Raw genomic sequence first — 15,786 nt, 5'->3', positions numbered from 1 at the left:
TCGGCGACTCTCGACGGCTATGCGTGCGCCTCCACGCCCGGTCCCTAGCGCCAGTCCCCCGCTCCGGGCCCAAACTTCCGAATACCTTTACGAGCAAAGGGAATTGATACCTACCCCAAGCGTGGGGTGTGGCCGGTGAGGGGAGTGGGGTGGCTGACGACAGAGCCGGCAGAACCGAGCGGGACGCCGCGATACGCCGGCAGCTTGCTCGGAACCTGCACAGACCGCAGGGTCCCCTGCAGCCGCTGCCCGCGCTCGTGCTGCTCGGCGGGCGCGGCAGCGGCAAATCGGCGCTCACGGCGCAGCTGCGTGAGTGGGCGCAGCGCATCCCGCTGGCCGCGCTCGATCTGGAGTCCATCGGTGAGCGTGGCGGCACGCGCATCGACGTTCTGACCGAGCTGGCGTTCCAACTCAGCGCTCATCGCGACGGGTTGCCGCAGCTGGGTTTCCCTGCGCTGGGCTCGCTGCTGGCCGCGGTGGGCACCGCGGTCGACGTGCGCAGCCGGGAGCGCGCCGTGCGCGACATGGCCGAGGCGCTGCGGCAAGGCCGCGCACGGGAGCACTCGTACGAGGAACTGCAGGGCATCGCCGACGGGATCGCCCAGCTCGCCGGGCTGCCCGGGTGGACCTCCGCCGTGCTGCCGCTCGTGCAGGGCGGTATGCGGCTGCCCCGCCTGATGCGGCTGCGCCGCCGCTTCGCGGAGACCTCCGCGGGCGGACCCGGCCGGGGCTCCACGGCCGACTTCCTGGTCGGCGTCAACCGTCTCTACCACGGCTATCCCGCCCAGCGCGCCGAGGCCGAGCAGGTGCTGCTCGACGCCTTCCTGGCCGACCTGCGCGGCGCCTACGCGACGAGGAGCGCCGACCGGCGGCGCACCACGCACTGCCTCGCCCTGCTCGACAACGCCGACTCCCCCGTCGGCGAGTCCTTCCTCAACCTGCTGCTCGACGCCCGCACGCGTTCCGGCCGCCCCGACCCGCTGCTCCTGGTCGCCACGGCCCGCCGTCGGCCGGAGGCTCTGGTACGCGCCGAGACCGGCGGCGGACGCCGCCTCGACTACCGCGCGAGCTGGTCGCAGGAAGGGGAGTTCCTGCCCCTGTCGGCGGGGCTGCTCAGTGCCGGGCGGTTGCGCGATCTGGAGCGGCGGGAGGTCGAGGCGCAGGCCGCCGCCACACTCGACTCAATTCCGCCCGGCTCCGTGCTGCCCCGCGCCGACAACGCGGTGCGCTGGCTCGGCTGGATCGTGTACGAGCTCACGCGCGGGCACCCTCGCGGTACCGCCGCCGTCCTCGACTCCCTGCGCCGCATGCCCGCCGACATGCCCTGGGACGAGCGGGTACGCCAGTGCCTTGCGCCGCTTGACGGCAGTGTCCAGCCGCAGCCGGTGCTGTCCGCCGCGCCCGCCCTGCTCGAGCTGCTGCTGCGCGACTGCTCAGCGCAGCTGGCGCGCGTTCTGCCGCGCACCGCCGCCTGCACAACGCTGGGCCGTGCCGAGACCTGCGAGGGCCTGTGGGAGGGGCAGGAGCCGGTGCTGCGCGAGTTCGTCAGCCTCAGCGCCGACGACCTGCGCACCGTACCGGATCCGGACGAGGGGCTGCCCGCGCTGCACCGCCTCACCCGATTCCTGCTTCTGCGCCGCCTCGACGCCGTACAGGGCGACGCCGTTCAGCCGGACACCTGGACGGGTGCGCACCAGGCGCTGCGCGCGGCCGCCCGTGCCCGCGGCGACCTGCGCGCCGTGGCCTACCACGACCTGGCCCTGGGTGACCTGGGCGCCGCGGCGGACTACTTGAGGGAGCGGTTCGACGAGTGCGGCGCCGACGAGTGGTGCGCCGACCTCGCCTGGATCCAGCGGGCCCCCGCGCGCTGGGGCGGCGCCCTGCCCGAACCGGCTCGCGAGCGCTACGAACGCCTCGTCGGAGTGGCCGAGGGCGATGCCGCGCGGCGCGCCATCACCCGCCTCCTCACGGCGGGCTGGATCACCGCGCACCCCAGACAGGACGGTACGGGCCCGGCGCCCTACACGGATCCGCTCGGCGATCCGTACGCCGAGCTGTACCCGGACATCGCCGAGGAGTTCCTCACCCTGCGCCGGCCCATCGGCAACGAGCACGACCGTCATGTGCTGCTGCGCATGGCCCAGCGCTACGAAAGGAAGCCCTGGTGGTGACGATGACCGACGACCTCCCGTTCGTACCGCCGCGCCCGCCGCGCCGCACGGCCCTCTGGGTCGCCGTCGGCGCCGTGGTCCTGGCGGGCGCGGGGTGGGGCGCCTGGGCGGCGTGGAACGAGTGGCATCAGGACCAGCAGGAGTGCGCGCCCGGCATCCTCAGACAGGGGCCGCGCCAGGAGTGCATCGGCGTCAGCGACGGCTCGTTCACCTTCGACAAGTCCCTCGACGACGTCATGGGCAAGATCGAGGCGGAGAACCGCCGGGTCGAGGAGTCGAAGAAGCCGTACGTGTCGATCGCCTACGTCGAGCCGCTGACCACAGTGAAGGGCGAGGAGGAGGCGAAGTACGGACTGCGCGGCGAGTTGATCGGCGCCTACCTCGCCCAACGCGAGCTGAACCATCCGGAGTTGGGCATGGGCCGCGGCGAACGCCCCCAGATCCGGCTCCTCGTCGGCAATCTCGGTCTGCGCTCCGAACAGTGGAAGCCGCTCACCGACGACCTGATCGCCCTGTCCAAGGACCACAACCACCTCGTCGCCGTCGCGGGTTTCGGCCAGAGCCGAGGCGGCACCCAGAAGGCGGTCGACGCGCTGCGTGCCGCCGGCATTCCCATGATGGGGGCGACGGTGACCGCGGACAGCCTCAGCAGCGCCTCCGAGCCGGGATTCTTCCGGGTCTCGGCGCCCAACCGGGACCAGGCGAGCGGCGCCGTCAACCACCTCAAGGAGCAGCAGAAGAAGGACCGCGGCTACAAGGTCGTGGTGATCCGGGACCGCAACACCGACGACATCTACAACACGTCCCTCTCCGCGTCCTTCGCGTCCGCCGCGAAGGACCGCGGGTTGCGGCTGCACGGCGCCCCGCTGGAATTCCTCTCCGGAGTCGACGGCGTCTCGAACGCGTTCTCCTCCGTCGCCGACAAGGTGTGTGCGCTCAAGCCCGACGCGGTGTTCTTCGCCGGCCGCGGCATCAACATCCGCAACTTCGTCAACTCGATGTCGGCGCCGGACCGCCGCTGTCCGATCACCTTGCTGACCGGGGACGACGCGGTCGGCACGTACTACGGGTCCTCGGCGAGCGAGTCGCAGCGGGAGAAGTTCCGTACGGAGTGGCAGGACAGCCAGGTCACCGTCCTGTACACGGCGCTCGGCCACCCCGGTCTCGCCGCGGAGCTGTATCCCAAGGCCAACAACCCGCTGCCCGACTTCCTGGACCTGTACCACGAGGAGTTCGGCGGCGCCTCCGGCGACGACCAGCGGGTTCTCCAGGACGGCCAGACCGTCCTTGGTCACGACGCACTGTGGACGGTCGGCGTCGCGGTGCGCAACGCGGCGGGACCCGACGGCAACGGCGCGGTGAATCCAGGAGCCACCTTGCAGATGCTGCTACAACTCGGCGGCTCCAAGGCGGTGTCCGGGCTCAGCGGCCCGATCTCCTTCAGCTCGGACGGCAACCCGGACGACAAGCCGATGGCCCTGGTACGGATGGAGCCGAGCGGCACGTACACGTTCCGGGGCGTGCTGCGGCCGTAGCGGGCGGGGCGGACCATGGGGCGCGACCAGCCTCCCGGCGAAGGCGGCATCACGCACGGGTTCCGGTAGCCGTGTCGTACGGATTACGTAGCCGGGGAAGTGTCCACGGCCCTCCCAACCTCGTGCGGCTCGTACGATCTTCGCAGTAATCGACGGGAGCGCTCTGCTGTCTCTTTGGGCTGAGATCGCCAGCCCTCCGGTGGAAGCGCGCCCCATGTGAGCGCGCCGCGACAGGTTCCCCCGGCGGTCAGGGAAGAGACGGAAGGCCGGGAGCTGCGGGTCGTATGGCCTTGAGCGGCCGTGGACCGGGCCATCCGGTCCACGCTTCTTCCGGACTCTTCCGTCACGACAGGCACCCTTGACAGCGTGCGTGGTGCTTCGCGACGTTTGAGCCTCGCCGAACAGTTCGAGACTCGGTCGTCGACCCGTGGAACGAGCGTGTACACGGCGTGGATCAGCAGATGCTGAAGCAGTAACAGGACGCGGACAGCGCGTCGTGGGGGGAAACGGGGGGCGGTCGCCCATGCGCATCACGATCCACAGACCGGAGGAGCTGAGTACCTCGCTGCTTCGGGACTGGCACGGGGCGATGGACCAGTCGCCCGATTACGCCAATCCCTTCCTGGCGCCGGAGTTCGCGGCAGGGGTCGGCAGGCACCGCGGTGGGGCGCGGGTGGCGGTCCTGCACGAGGGCGGAGAGCCCGTGGGCTTCTTTGCGTACGAACGCACAACCTTCGGCGTAGGCCGGGCCATCGGTCTCGGCCTCTCCGACTGTCAGGGCCTGGTGCACCGCCCCGGGGTCACGTGGGACACCGAGGAACTGCTACGCGCCTGCGGGCTGTCCGTCTTCGAGTTCGACCACCTCGTCGAGGAGCAGAAGCCCTTCGGCAGATACGTCACGGGGACGTTCGCCTCACCGGTGGTCGACCTCAAGGACGGCGACGACGGCAGCTACGCGGAGTGGCTGCGTGGCGCGTACCCGGGGCTGGCCAAGACGACGCTGAAAAAGGAACGCCGCCTGGGGCGCGACCTGGGCGAGATGCGGTTCGTCTTCGACGAGCGCGACCCGCGGATGCTGCACACGCTCATGCAGTGGAAGTCCGCCCAGTACCGCAGGACCGGACGCATGGACCGGTTCTCGCGGCCGTGGATCGTGGACCTGGTGGACCATCTCTTCCAAGTCCGCGAAGAGCACTTCACCGGCGTGCTCTCCGTGGTGTACGCGGGCGACCGGCCGGTGGCCGCGCATTTCGGGCCGCGATCGCGCACGGTGTTCGCGGCCTGGTTCACCGCGTACGACCCCGAGCTCCGCTACTACTCGCCGGGGCTGATCATGCACCTCCGGATGGCCGAGGCGGCGGGCCGTCAGGGCGTGCGGCTCATGGATCTGGGACGGGGCGACAAGGAGTACAAGGACTGGCTGAAGACCCGTGAGCTGCGTGTGGGCGAGGGGTTCGCGACCCGCCCCCACCCGGTGGCGGCGGCACACCGGCTGTGGCGTAGACCGGTGCGGGGACTGAGGAACACGGTCCTGGCCCATCCGACACTGCGGGAGCCAGCCGACCGGCTGCTGAAGATGGTCGGCACGCTGCGCACGTCCGGTGGGGCGGGAGCCCCCGCACGCTGAGCAGGCTTGCCCACTCCCGGCCTCCGCCGCACCGCGCTTCCGTCGTCGTCACCGCCTGTGAGGACCCGACGCCGAGCGCTACCGCGCTGCCCCCTCCACACCGCACGGCGGGCCGCAATGGCGAGGTCCCGCCCTGCCGTAAGCCCGGTCGGCACCTGATCGACGCTCACGAGTGACCTGTGCCGTCTCTTCGACGGCCCTTCGACGGAAGAGGTGACGATGCCGTACGGATCGCGGCTCGCTGCGATGATGACACGGCGAATCGGACGCGAATGCGTCTACACGCCCTCGGCACGGCTGGCTCTGTACCTGGCACTGCGGCGCTGGTGCCGCCCGGGCGCACGGGTGCTGATGTCGCCGGTGAACGACGACGTGATCCTCTTCGTGGTCCTCGCAGCCGGGCTGCGCCCGGTCCAGGCCCCCGTGTCCGTATGGGACGGCAACATCGACCCGGCCGCCGTACCGGAAGCGACCTGGCGGAGCGTGGACGCCGTCCTGACCACGAATCTGTACGGGATGCCGGACCGAGTCCTGGAACTGCGGCGCCGCTGCGACGAATTGGGGATTCCCCTGTTCGAGGACGCGGCGCACGCGATCGGCACGCACGTGGACGGCCAGCCGATCGGGACCTTCGGGAAGGCGGCGGCATTCAGTCTGTCCAAGCATGTGGCAGCGATGGCCGGGGGCTTCCTCGCCGTCGAGGACGCGCGCACCCGACGGGAGTTGGAGCTGCTGCGCGACGATCTGCTGGTGCCGCGCCGCCTCCGCGCCGACCTGGCCACGACTTTGCGGCCGCTGGCGCGTTCAGCCGTGAGCTCCCTCCACCTGGTGCGTCCTGTGTGGCGGACGATGCAGCGCCTGGGGTTGCTGGAACGCGACGACTTCCGCATGGCCCTGCACGCGCCGCGGCTCTCCGCCAGCGCGCGCGAAGCACCGAGCCTGTCCGCGTACGAGCCGTGGGTGCGCGTCGACCTGCACGGCTTCCGTTCGCGCCACGGTGCTCTGGTCCGCGGGCAGATGATGCTGCGGACGGCTCTGCTCGACGGCAACCTCACCAGACGCAGGGTCGGTGTCTCGCTGCTCTCGGGTACCGCCTGGGCCTCCCCGGCTCTCCGCGACCGGGCGGCGCAGGGCGTCCCTCTCCCCCTCTTCCGGGTTCCGCTCCTGGTCCATGACCGCGACGCCCTCATAGAACGTCTGGTGAGGCACGGCGTGGTCGCCGGCTACGTCTACGACCCCCCGCTCGACGACTACGCGGGCGCGGAGTTCGTCGAACCGTCCCCCGACCCGTCGGCCGCCCGCTGGTTCGCCTCACACGTGCTTCCGGCGGATCCACTCCTGGCCCGCAAGATCACCAACGCCCTGACAAAGGAACGAGCGACGACCGCGCACCCCTCAACCCCCACCCCGCTCATCATCCCTGACACCACGCCACCGACACTCCTGGGCCATTGAGGCAGGTTCAGCAGGCCGGCACGCTGCCGGTGGCGCGCTACGGAGTGACAGGGCGCTCGAAGAGGGTCTCGAGCACAACGGTGGCCTGAGTACCGCTGACGCCTTCGATGGCGTACATACGGCGCAGTACGTCCTGGAGTTGCTCTTTCGTCGAGGTCCTGACCTTGACCAGGACCGAAGCGCTGCCGGCGATGACGTGCGCTTCCTGGATCTCCGGTATGGCCGCGAACTGGTCGCCGGAGTCACCCACCCACTTCGTCGAGTCCACCATGACGAAGGCGAGCACACCCCGTCCGATCGCTGCGGGATCGACGTCGACGGCTGTCCGGCGGATGACGCCTCGCTCACGTAGCTTCCGCACGCGTTCATGCGTGGCCCCCGCGGACAGTCCAACGGCCTGCCCCAGCGCCGCATACGGCCTTGAGGCGTCCTGCTGGAGGAGAACGAGCAACTGCCGATCGACGTCGTCCAACGAATCTCCTTCGGAGAAGAGCTTGATCTATCGAATGTCATTCTGCATAGTTTGGATTTGTCAGGTCAACATTCGTTCGACTCAATGGTGAGGATGGCAGCATGCCCGGCGAGCGACCGCAGTTGTACGAGATCCTCGATGACCGGTTCCGGACTGGCAGGTGTCACGCGGGCGACTCGAAGCTGGAGACCCTCTTCGAGGGCTGCCGCTGGGCCGAGGGTCCCGTCTACGTCCCGGCCGGGCGGTACCTGGTGTGGAGCGACATCCCCAACGACCGCTTGCTCCGCTGGGACGAGACCACCGGGACGGTCGGCGTCTTCCGCTCACCCGCCGGTCACCCCAACGGCAACACCTTGGACAACGAGGGCCGCCTCATCACCTGCGAGCAGGGCAACCGCCGCGTCACCCGCACCGAACACGACGGCTCGATCACCGTGATCGCCGACCGCTTCGAGGGCAAGAGGTTCAACAGCCCGAACGACGCCGCCGTGAAGTCCGACGGCTCGATCTGGTTCTCCGACCCCGACTTCGGGATCACCAGCGACTACGAGGGCCACCGTGCCGACAGCGAGATCGGCGCCTGCAACATCTACCGCGCAGACCCGCGCAGCGGCGAAGTACGGCTGGTCGCCGACGGCTTCAGCGGCCCCAACGGCCTCGTCTTCTCCCTCGACGAGCGCAGGTTGTACGTCTCGGACAGCCGTGCCAACCACATCCGCGTCTTCACCGTCCAGGAGAACGGCACCCTCACCGGCGGCGACATCTTCACCGAGTGCAAGATCGGGAACTTCGACAACATCCGCTTCGATGACGACGGCCGGCTCTGGGCCGCCGCCATGGACGGCGGCGTGCACTGCTACGACCCGGACGGCACACTCCTCGGCCGCATCCTGGTCCCCGACACCGTCGCGAACATCCGCTTCGGCGGCGCCAGACGGAACCGCCTGTTCATCGCTGCCGACACCGCGCTCTACTCCCTGGTCATGTCGGTCACCGGCACCCCACCCCTGCCTACGGCACGCCGGCCTTCCTCACCGACCAGCTGACTTCCACGGGCATGCGCTCGTTGGTGGAGCCGGCCACCGTGCGGACGGGGCCGGCTCACCCTGCCTGTTGCTTACGCGGACGCGGCGTCCAGCTTTGCCAGCTCCTCACCCGCCAGCTTGAGGTCGGCCACCGCGACCAGTGCCGGCAGCTGCTCGACCGTGCGGGCACTGGCGATCGGCGCGGCGACCGTCGGCTGGGCGGCGAGCCATGCCAGGGCCACGGTCGGGACCGCGGCACCGCGCTCCTGCGCGATCTCGTCGAGCGCGGCGAGAACGCGTACACCCCGCTCGCTCTGCAGGTAGGCGGCCGCACCCCCGGCCCGCGGGCTGTCGACCGTCGTACCGGGCCGGTACTTGCCGGTCAGGAAGCCGGAAGCAAGCGCGTAGTACGGCACGGCGGCGAGACCGGCGCGGTCGGCGACGGCCTGCAGGCCCCCTTCATACGTGTCGCGGGAGACCAGGTTGTAGTGGGGCTGCAACACGGTGTAACGGGCCAGGCCCGCACGGTCGGAGAAGTCCAGGGACTCCTGGAGCCGCTCCGGGGTGATGTTGGAGGCACCGATCGCCCGCACCTTGCCCGCCCGGACCAGCTCGTCGAGCGCGGTGATGATCTCCTCGACGGGAACGGAGGGGTCGTCGAAGTGCGTGTAGTAGAGATCGATGTAGTCGGTGCGCAGACGGCGCAGGGACGCGTCGGCGGCCGCCTTGATGGTGGCGGCGGACAGGCCCTTGTACTGCGGATGGGCCCCGACCTTGGTGGCGACGACAACATCGGACCGGTTGCCGCGCACGGCCAGCCAGTTGCCGATGACTGTCTCGGACTCGCCTCCCTGGTTGCCCTCGACCCACGCGGAGTAGGAGTCGGCGGTGTCGATGAAGTTGCCGCCGGCCTCCGCGTAGGCGTCGAGGACGGCGAAGGACTGCGCCTCGTCGGCGGTCCAGCCGAAGACGTTGCCGCCGAGAGCCAGGGGGAAAACCTCGAGAGCGGATGAGCCAAGCTTGCGTAGGGACGTCATGTGAGGGTCAACGCCCGCGCGGATGATCGCATTCCGTCGACCGTCACGGTGCCGCGCACCGGCCACTCCGCCCCGGGCACCGCGCACCGCACCGGGCACCGGGGACCGGGCACCAGGCACCAGGCACCAGGCACCAGGCACCAGGCACCAGGCACCAGGCAACCTAGGCGGTGTTGACCGAGACCTGACAACAGACCAAGATCCTTCGTGTCACCCCCCACGTCCAGCGCACCGGCCCCACTTGCCACCCGTCGTGAGGAGCACCGTTTGTCTGTCACACCGCTGACCCGCCGCCCGTTGCGTTGCGCCGTCGCCGTCGCCGCCGCGCTCGGGGCAGTCGTCCTGGCCCTCCCACCGGCCGCGTCGGCCGCGTCGGCCGAGCCGGGGAACTGCCCGGTGAAGGACGATCCGTCATGGTCCGGATGGACCGACTACGCCCAGCTCACGGAGGAGCTGGACCAGATCGAGCAGACCAGCAAGGGCCGCGTCCAGGTCGATGTAGCGGGCCGCACCACCCAGGGCCGGGACCTGTACGCGGCCCGCGTCGGCACCGGCGACCGCGTGCTGCTGGTGACCAGCGCCATCCACGGGAACGAACGCACCGGCACCGAGGCCCTGTTGGGCATCCTCAAGGACCTCGGCTCCAGCGACGACGCCGCCACCCACCAGCTCCTCAGCGAGGTCACGCTGGTGGCGATGCCGATGGTGAACCCGGACGGCGGTGAGCTCAACCGCCGTATCAACGTGCGCTCCTGGGACGAGACCCTCGCACAGTTCCCGCAGCTGGCCGGGGCGCCGCGGGCCTGGTACCACAGCCTCACCGGCGACGGGATCGCCCAGCCGGGCTACGACCTCAACCGGGACTTCAACCCGGACCTCGACTACACCCCGCGCGCCGCTGATCTGCCCGGCCAGCAGACCGACGCCGGTTTCTTCCTCTCGCCGGAGTCCCGCGCCATCCGCGACACCTACACGGCGCTGCGCGACGAGAAAGGCGCGGTGGACGCGTACATCGATCTGCATCACATGGGGCCGTGCGAGCGGATCACCGGCGGGCCGCAGGACGGCAAACTCGTCACGGTCTCGCTGGACTACCCGCCGCTCGGTGTCAACGACGGTGCCAAGTACAAGAAGGACTGGCCCAAGCTCGACCAGGACAAGTCGCGGCGTTACGCGGTGACCGTGGCGAACGGCATCGCGGATGCCTTCGGCTCCCAGTCGCGGCTCGCCTCGACGGCCCGCTATCTCCATCCCGACACCCGCGAGTACGCGGGACAAGGCCGCTCCGCATTCGCGCTCAACGGCACCGGCACGGTGCTGTTCGAGGTGCGCGGCCAACAGGACGACCTCGGGCAGGCGCAGAAGGGCATGTTCGTGAAGGCGGTGCGCACGGGCGTCGAGTCGCTGCTGGGCGGCCTCGCCTCGGGCACCGCCGACACGGTCGACGGCGACACCTTCTTCCAGCTGCCCGACTACGGCTGGGAGACGACGGCGGACTGATCGCGAAAGGGGCCGGGTTCCGGCAGGAGCCGTTCACGTAGGCCGGTACGGGCGCACCACGCACTGAGAGGTGCGCCCGTCTCGGTCCCCGGCACAGGCGCACCAGGCACCGGCGGGCGCGCCCACACCGGTCCCCGGCACGATGGGTGGTCGTGCACCGTCGGGGCCGGTATGAAAGCCTCACTGCACACTGGCGGTCGGGCGACCGGTATCGGTTGCCGGACGGGATCGTGGACGACGAGGGGCGGCGGCATGCGCATCGGATTGCTCGGTACAGGACCGTGGGCCGAGGCAGCCTACGCCCCCGCGTTGAGCGGGCATCGTGAACTGGACTTCGTGGGGGTGTGGGGCAGGCGCCCGGACGCGGCCAAGGCCCTGGCCGACCGTCACGGTGCACGCGCATACGACGACGTCGACGCCCTGCTCGCCGAGGTGGACGCGGTGGCCATCGCCCTGCCGCCCTCCGTTCAGGCCCCACTCGCGGTGCGCGCCGCGCAGGCGCACTGCCATCTGCTGCTCGACAAGCCCCTCGCTTTGAGCGTCGAGGAGGGGCGGGCCGTCGTCGAGGCGGCCGAACAGGCCGACGTCACTTCCGTCGTCTTCTTCACCGCCCGTTTCCAGACCGCGACGGAAGACTGGATCACCGAACAGGCCGCTGTGGACGGCTGGTTCACCGCACGCGCCGAGTGGCTCGGCTCGGTGTTCACCAGCGACAGCCCGTTCGCGGCGTCGCCATGGCGGCGGGAAAAGGGCGCCCTGTGGGACGTCGGCCCTCACGCCCTGTCCGTACTGTTGCCGGTTCTCGGCGACGTGAAGCAGGTGGCGGCCGCGGCACGCGGCCCGCAGGACACCGTCCACCTGGTCCTCGAACACGTCAGCGGGGCGTCGAGCACCCTGACCCTCAGCCTCACCGCTCCGCCCGCGGCTGCCGGAGCCACTGTCGAGCTGCGCGGCAAGGCGGGGGTGACCGTCCTGCCCGCATCCTCCGATGGACCGGTTCACGCCCTCACTCGAGCCGCTGACGCTCTCCTCGCCGGGGCCCGCACCGGCCGACCGCACCCCTGCGACGCCGCTCTCGGACTACGAGTGACGGAGATACTCGCCACGGCTGAAGCACAGTTGGCCAACGGCATCGGGACGCGATGACAGCAGCGACAGTGCGGGGCAGGACACCCACGTGTCCTGCCCCGCACTCGTGCGCGATGGGGATCAGCCGATCTCGACGAGCAGGTCTCCGCCCTCCACCTGCTGGATCTGGTTGATGGCCAGCCTGGCCACCGTCCCGGCCTTCGGGGCGGTGATCGCGGCCTCCATCTTCATCGCCTCGATCGTGGCCACCGTGGCGCCGGCCGCCACCTCGTCTCCCTCGGCGACCGCGAGCGTCACCACTCCGGCGAACGGCGCGGCCACATGGCCGGGGTTGGCCCGGTCGGCCTTCTCGGTCGCCGGGATGTCCGAGGCTGCCGCCGTGTCGCGTACCTGGATCGGCCGCAACTGACCGTTCAGGGTGGACATCACGGTGCGCATACCGCGTTCGTCGGCCTCGCCGACGGCCTCCAGCTCGATGAGCAGCCGGACACCGGGTTCGAGGTCGACGGCGTACTCCTTCGCGGGACGGAGCCCGTAGAAGAAGTCCTTGCTGTCCAGCACGCTGGTGTCGCCGTACGCCTGGCGGTGCGTCTCGTACTCACGCGTCGGCCCGGGGAACAGCAGCCGGTTGAGCGTCGCGCGCCGGTCCTTCGCCAACGCCGTACGGTCGTCCGCGGTGAGCTCCTGCACGGGCTTGGGGTCGGCGCGGCCCTCCAGCGCCTTGGTACGGAACGGCTCCGGCCATCCCCCGGGCGGGTTGCCCAACTCGCCGCGCAGGAACCCGATGACAGAGTCCGGGATGTCGAACCTGTCCGGCGTCGCCTCGAAGTCCTCCGGGGACACACCGGCGCCCACCAGATGAAGGGCGAGGTCGCCGACCACCTTAGACGAAGGGGTGACCTTCACGAGCCGGCCGAGGATACGGTCGGCGGCGGCGTACATCGCCTCGATCTCCTCGAAGCGTTCGCCGAGGCCCAGCGCGATCGCCTGGGTACGCAGGTTCGAGAGCTGCCCGCCGGGGATCTCATGGTGGTAGACGCGCCCGGTCGGCGAGGCCAGGCCCGCCTCGAAGGGTGCGTAGACCTTGCGGACGCTCTCCCAGTACGGCTCGAGGTCGCCGACGGCCTGGAGGTCGAGACCGGTCGGCCGCTCGGAGTGGTCGGTCGCGGCAACGATCGCCGACAGCGACGGCTGCGAGGTGGTGCCCGCCATCGACGCCACCGCGCCGTCCACCGCGTCCGCACCCGCCTGGATCGCGGCGAGGTAGGTGGCGAGCTGGCCGCCCGCGGTGTCGTGGGTGTGGATGTGCACAGGCAGGTCGAACTCCCGGCGCAGGGCCGATACCAGCGTCGCGGCCGCCGGGGCGCGCAGCAGCCCCGCCATGTCCTTGACGGCCAGGACATGGGCGCCCGCGGCCACGATCTGCTCGGCCAGCCGGAGGTAGTAGTCGAGGGTGTACAGCCGCTCGGACGGGTCGGACAGGTCGGAGGTGTAGCACAGCGCGACCTCGGCGACGGCCGTTCCGGTCTCCCGCACGGCGTCGATGGCGGGCCGCATCTGCTCGACGTCGTTGAGCGCGTCGAAGATACGGAAGACGTCGATGCCGGTGGTCGCGGCCTCCTGCACGAAGGCGTCGGTCACCTCGGTCGGGTACGGCGTGTAGCCCACGGTGTTGCGGCCGCGCAGCAGCATCTGCAAGCAGATGTTCGGCACCGCCTCGCGCAGGGCTGCCAGGCGCTCCCAGGGGTCCTCGGCGAGGAAGCGGAGCGCGACGTCATAGGTGGCGCCGCCCCAGCACTCCAGGGACAGCAGCTGCGGCAGGGTCCGCGCCACCACCGGGGCGACCGCGAGCAGGTCCTTGGTACGCACCCGCGTGGCGAGCAGCGACTGGTGGGCGTCCCGGAACGTGGTGTCGGTGACGCCGATGGTCGGAGACTCGCGCAGCCATCGGGCGAACCCTTCCGGTCCGAGTTCGGCGAGCCGCTGCCGGGATCCGGCGGGCGGTTCCGTGGCCGGCAGCGGTGGCAGCTTGGTGATCGGGTCGATCAGCTCGGGCCGCTCACCGTGGGGCTTGTTCACCGTGACGTCGGCGAGGTAGGTGAGCAGCTTCGTACCGCGGTCGGCGGAGTGGCGGGCGGTGAGCAGGTGCGGACGCTGTTCGATGAACGACGTGGTGACCTGTCCGGCCCGGAAGTCCGGGTCGTCCAGCACGGCCTGCAGGAACGGGATGTTCGTGGCCACGCCCCGGATGCGGAACTCGGCCACGGCACGCCGGGCGCGCCCGATCGCGGCCTGGAAGTCCCGGCCCCGGCACGTGAGTTTGACCAGCATGGAGTCGAAATGCGCGCTGATCTCCGTACCGGCGTGGGTGGTGCCGCCGTCCAGACGGATGCCCGACCCGCCCGGCGAGCGATAGGCGCTGATCCGGCCGGTGTCCGGGCGGAAGCCGTTCGCCGGGTCCTCGGTGGTGATACGGCACTGCAGTGCGGCGCCGCGCAGCGTGACGGCCTCCTGTGACAGCCCGAGGTCGGCCAGCGTCTCGCCGGCGGCGATGCGCAGCTGCGACTGCACGAGGTCGACGTCGGTGACCTCCTCGGTCACCGTGTGCTCGACCTGGATGCGCGGGTTCATCTCGATGAAGACGTGGTTGCCGTCGCGGTCGAGCAGGAACTCCACGGTGCCCGCGTTGCGGTAGCCGATCTCCCGGGCGAACCGCACGGCGTCGGCGCAGATCCGCTCGCGCAGCGCCGGGTCGAGGTTCGGCGCGGGCGCCATCTCGATCACCTTCTGATGGCGGCGCTGCAGCGAGCAGTCGCGCTCGAACAGGTGGATGACGTTGCCCTGCCCGTCGGCGAGGATCTGCACCTCGATGTGGCGGGGATCGACGACGGCCTTCTCCAGGAAGACTGTGGGGTCGCCGAAGGCGGACGCCGCCTCGCGGGCGGCCGCCTCGATGGACTCGCGCAACTGGGCGGGGTCCTCGACGCGGCGCATGCCGCGCCCGCCGCCGCCGGCGACGGCCTTGACGAACACCGGGAAGCCGATGTCCTCGGCGGCACGGACCAGTTCGTCCACGTCGGTGGAGGGCGCCGAGGAGCCCAGCACCGGTACGCCGGCCACGCGGGCGGCGGCCACCGCGCGCGCCTTGTTGCCCGTCAGCTCGAGCGTCTCCGCGCTCGGCCCGACGAAGACGATGCCCGCCGCCTCGCACGCGCGCGCCAGGTCGGGGTTCTCGGACAGGAACCCGTAGCCCGGATACACGGCGTCCGCTCCCGCCCGGCGCGCCGCCCGGACGACCTCCTCGACGGAGAGGTAGGCCCGCACCGGGTGTCCCGGCTGGCCGATCTCATAGGCCTCGTCGGCCTTCAGCCGGTGCAGCGAGTTGCGGTCCTCGTGCGGGAAGACGGCGACGGTTCTCGCGCCCAGCTCATAGCCGGCACGGAACGCGCGAATCGCGATCTCACCACGGTTGGCGACCAGCACCTTGCGGAACATTCAGGATCCTTTCGCCTGCCGGTGTCGCGCACCATGCTGTCGGCGACGCCTGTTCCGTGCCATATGAGCCACGCCACTCATGTGTCACTGTCACCAATCTTGGCGGTCGGCTCATTTCGCCGGCGCACGGCGACGCTCGACCAACTCAGTCGTGGACGGGCCCTGGTCAACATCGTCAGCGGACTGGACAACCTGGCCGCGTACCGCGACACACGCATCAGCCGGCTCAAGACATTGAGCGAGCAGGTGGGCCGCCGGCACAAGCCACTCGAGTTCGGGCTGGAACTGTCGGCGTGTTCCAGGTGTCGTTGAGCGGCACGGCGGGGCTCCTCCTACGGGTCGTAAGGTGCGAGGGTCAGGACCGGCGCACTTCCAGGGGT

11 protein-coding genes are annotated in these 15,786 nt (G+C 70.4%); 8 read left to right on the top strand and 3 right to left on the bottom strand.

Going from position 1 to position 15,786, the window contains the following annotated elements; all coding sequences use genetic code 11:
• Window positions 1–149: 149 nt before the first annotated feature.
• The 4 genes from H1D24_RS31425 to H1D24_RS31410 all read left to right on the top strand — a co-directional run bounded on the left by H1D24_RS31425 (window position 150) and on the right by H1D24_RS31410 (window position 6,788).
• Window positions 150–2,171 (top strand): ATP-binding protein, encoded by a 2,022-nt coding sequence (locus H1D24_RS31425; protein ID WP_181661114.1) that lies wholly within the window; start codon window positions 150–152, stop codon window positions 2,169–2,171.
• Window positions 2,172–2,173: 2 nt separating this feature from the next.
• Window positions 2,174–3,706 carry an ABC transporter substrate-binding protein gene (locus H1D24_RS31420; RefSeq protein WP_258564444.1) on the top strand — a complete coding sequence of 511 codons (1,533 nt, stop codon included), beginning with the start codon at window positions 2,174–2,176 and terminating at the stop codon, window positions 3,704–3,706.
• 523 nt (window positions 3,707–4,229) lie between these two features.
• The gene (locus tag H1D24_RS31415; RefSeq protein ID WP_181661112.1) at window positions 4,230–5,333 is read left to right on the top strand and encodes a GNAT family N-acetyltransferase; all 1,104 of its coding nucleotides are present in this window, start codon (window positions 4,230–4,232) and stop codon (window positions 5,331–5,333) included.
• A gap of 249 nt (window positions 5,334–5,582) precedes the next feature.
• Window positions 5,583–6,788 carry a DegT/DnrJ/EryC1/StrS family aminotransferase gene (locus tag H1D24_RS31410; RefSeq protein WP_374064453.1) on the top strand — a complete coding sequence of 402 codons (1,206 nt, stop codon included), beginning with the start codon at window positions 5,583–5,585 and terminating at the stop codon, window positions 6,786–6,788.
• A 37-nt stretch (window positions 6,789–6,825) separates the two neighbouring features.
• On the opposite strand, the gene H1D24_RS31405 is transcribed toward H1D24_RS31410, so the two are convergent.
• The gene (locus H1D24_RS31405) at window positions 6,826–7,260 is read right to left on the bottom strand and encodes an Lrp/AsnC family transcriptional regulator (RefSeq protein ID WP_181661110.1); all 435 of its coding nucleotides are present in this window, start codon (window positions 7,258–7,260) and stop codon (window positions 6,826–6,828) included.
• Window positions 7,261–7,361: 101 nt separating this feature from the next.
• Here H1D24_RS31405 and H1D24_RS31400 point away from each other — a divergent pair, with 101 nt between their 5' ends.
• Window positions 7,362–8,306 carry an SMP-30/gluconolactonase/LRE family protein gene (locus tag H1D24_RS31400; protein ID WP_181661109.1) on the top strand — a complete coding sequence of 315 codons (945 nt, stop codon included), beginning with the start codon at window positions 7,362–7,364 and terminating at the stop codon, window positions 8,304–8,306.
• 71 nt (window positions 8,307–8,377) lie between these two features.
• Here the strand turns inward: H1D24_RS31400 and H1D24_RS31395 are convergent, their stop codons facing one another.
• Complete coding sequence (locus H1D24_RS31395) at window positions 8,378–9,322, bottom strand: aldo/keto reductase (RefSeq protein ID WP_181661108.1); 945 nt, start codon at window positions 9,320–9,322, stop codon at window positions 8,378–8,380.
• A gap of 267 nt (window positions 9,323–9,589) precedes the next feature.
• Between H1D24_RS31395 and H1D24_RS31390 the strand changes: the two genes are divergently transcribed.
• Window positions 9,590–10,822 (top strand): M14 family zinc carboxypeptidase, encoded by a 1,233-nt coding sequence (locus tag H1D24_RS31390; RefSeq protein WP_220137452.1) that lies wholly within the window; start codon window positions 9,590–9,592, stop codon window positions 10,820–10,822.
• A gap of 252 nt (window positions 10,823–11,074) precedes the next feature.
• Window positions 11,075–11,968, top strand: a complete 894-nt coding sequence (locus H1D24_RS31385; protein ID WP_181661107.1) for a Gfo/Idh/MocA family protein — start codon at window positions 11,075–11,077, stop codon at window positions 11,966–11,968.
• Between the two features lie 63 nt (window positions 11,969–12,031).
• Here the strand turns inward: H1D24_RS31385 and H1D24_RS31380 are convergent, their stop codons facing one another.
• Entirely contained in the window at window positions 12,032–15,406 is a 3,375-nt protein-coding gene (locus H1D24_RS31380) for a pyruvate carboxylase (protein WP_181661106.1), read from the bottom strand.
• A gap of 21 nt (window positions 15,407–15,427) precedes the next feature.
• Here H1D24_RS31380 and H1D24_RS31375 point away from each other — a divergent pair, with 21 nt between their 5' ends.
• Window positions 15,428–15,718 carry a hypothetical protein gene (locus tag H1D24_RS31375; RefSeq protein WP_181661147.1) on the top strand — a complete coding sequence of 97 codons (291 nt, stop codon included), beginning with the start codon at window positions 15,428–15,430 and terminating at the stop codon, window positions 15,716–15,718.
• Window positions 15,719–15,786 lie beyond the last annotated feature (68 nt).

The organism is Streptomyces himalayensis subsp. himalayensis, assembly GCF_013778455.1.
GTDB lineage: Bacteria > Actinomycetota > Actinomycetes > Streptomycetales > Streptomycetaceae > Streptomyces > Streptomyces himalayensis.
Note: the sequence above shows the minus strand (reverse complement) of the source record. Positions and strands in the feature narration are given on the sequence as shown.

What these genes read in the sequence shown, in the direction of transcription:
- H1D24_RS31410 (WP_374064453.1), top strand. Translation starts at nt 5,583, where the DNA reads ATGACACGGCGAATCGGACGCGAATGCGTCTACACGCCCTCGGCACGG.
- H1D24_RS31415 (WP_181661112.1), top strand. Translation starts at nt 4,230, where the DNA reads ATGCGCATCACGATCCACAGACCGGAGGAGCTGAGTACCTCGCTGCTT.
- H1D24_RS31420 (WP_258564444.1), top strand. Translation starts at nt 2,174, where the DNA reads ATGACCGACGACCTCCCGTTCGTACCGCCGCGCCCGCCGCGCCGCACG.
- H1D24_RS31380 (WP_181661106.1), bottom strand. Translation starts at nt 15,406, where the DNA reads ATGTTCCGCAAGGTGCTGGTCGCCAACCGTGGTGAGATCGCGATTCGC.
- H1D24_RS31395 (WP_181661108.1), bottom strand. Translation starts at nt 9,322, where the DNA reads ATGACGTCCCTACGCAAGCTTGGCTCATCCGCTCTCGAGGTTTTCCCC.
- H1D24_RS31400 (WP_181661109.1), top strand. Translation starts at nt 7,362, where the DNA reads ATGCCCGGCGAGCGACCGCAGTTGTACGAGATCCTCGATGACCGGTTC.
- H1D24_RS31385 (WP_181661107.1), top strand. Translation starts at nt 11,075, where the DNA reads ATGCGCATCGGATTGCTCGGTACAGGACCGTGGGCCGAGGCAGCCTAC.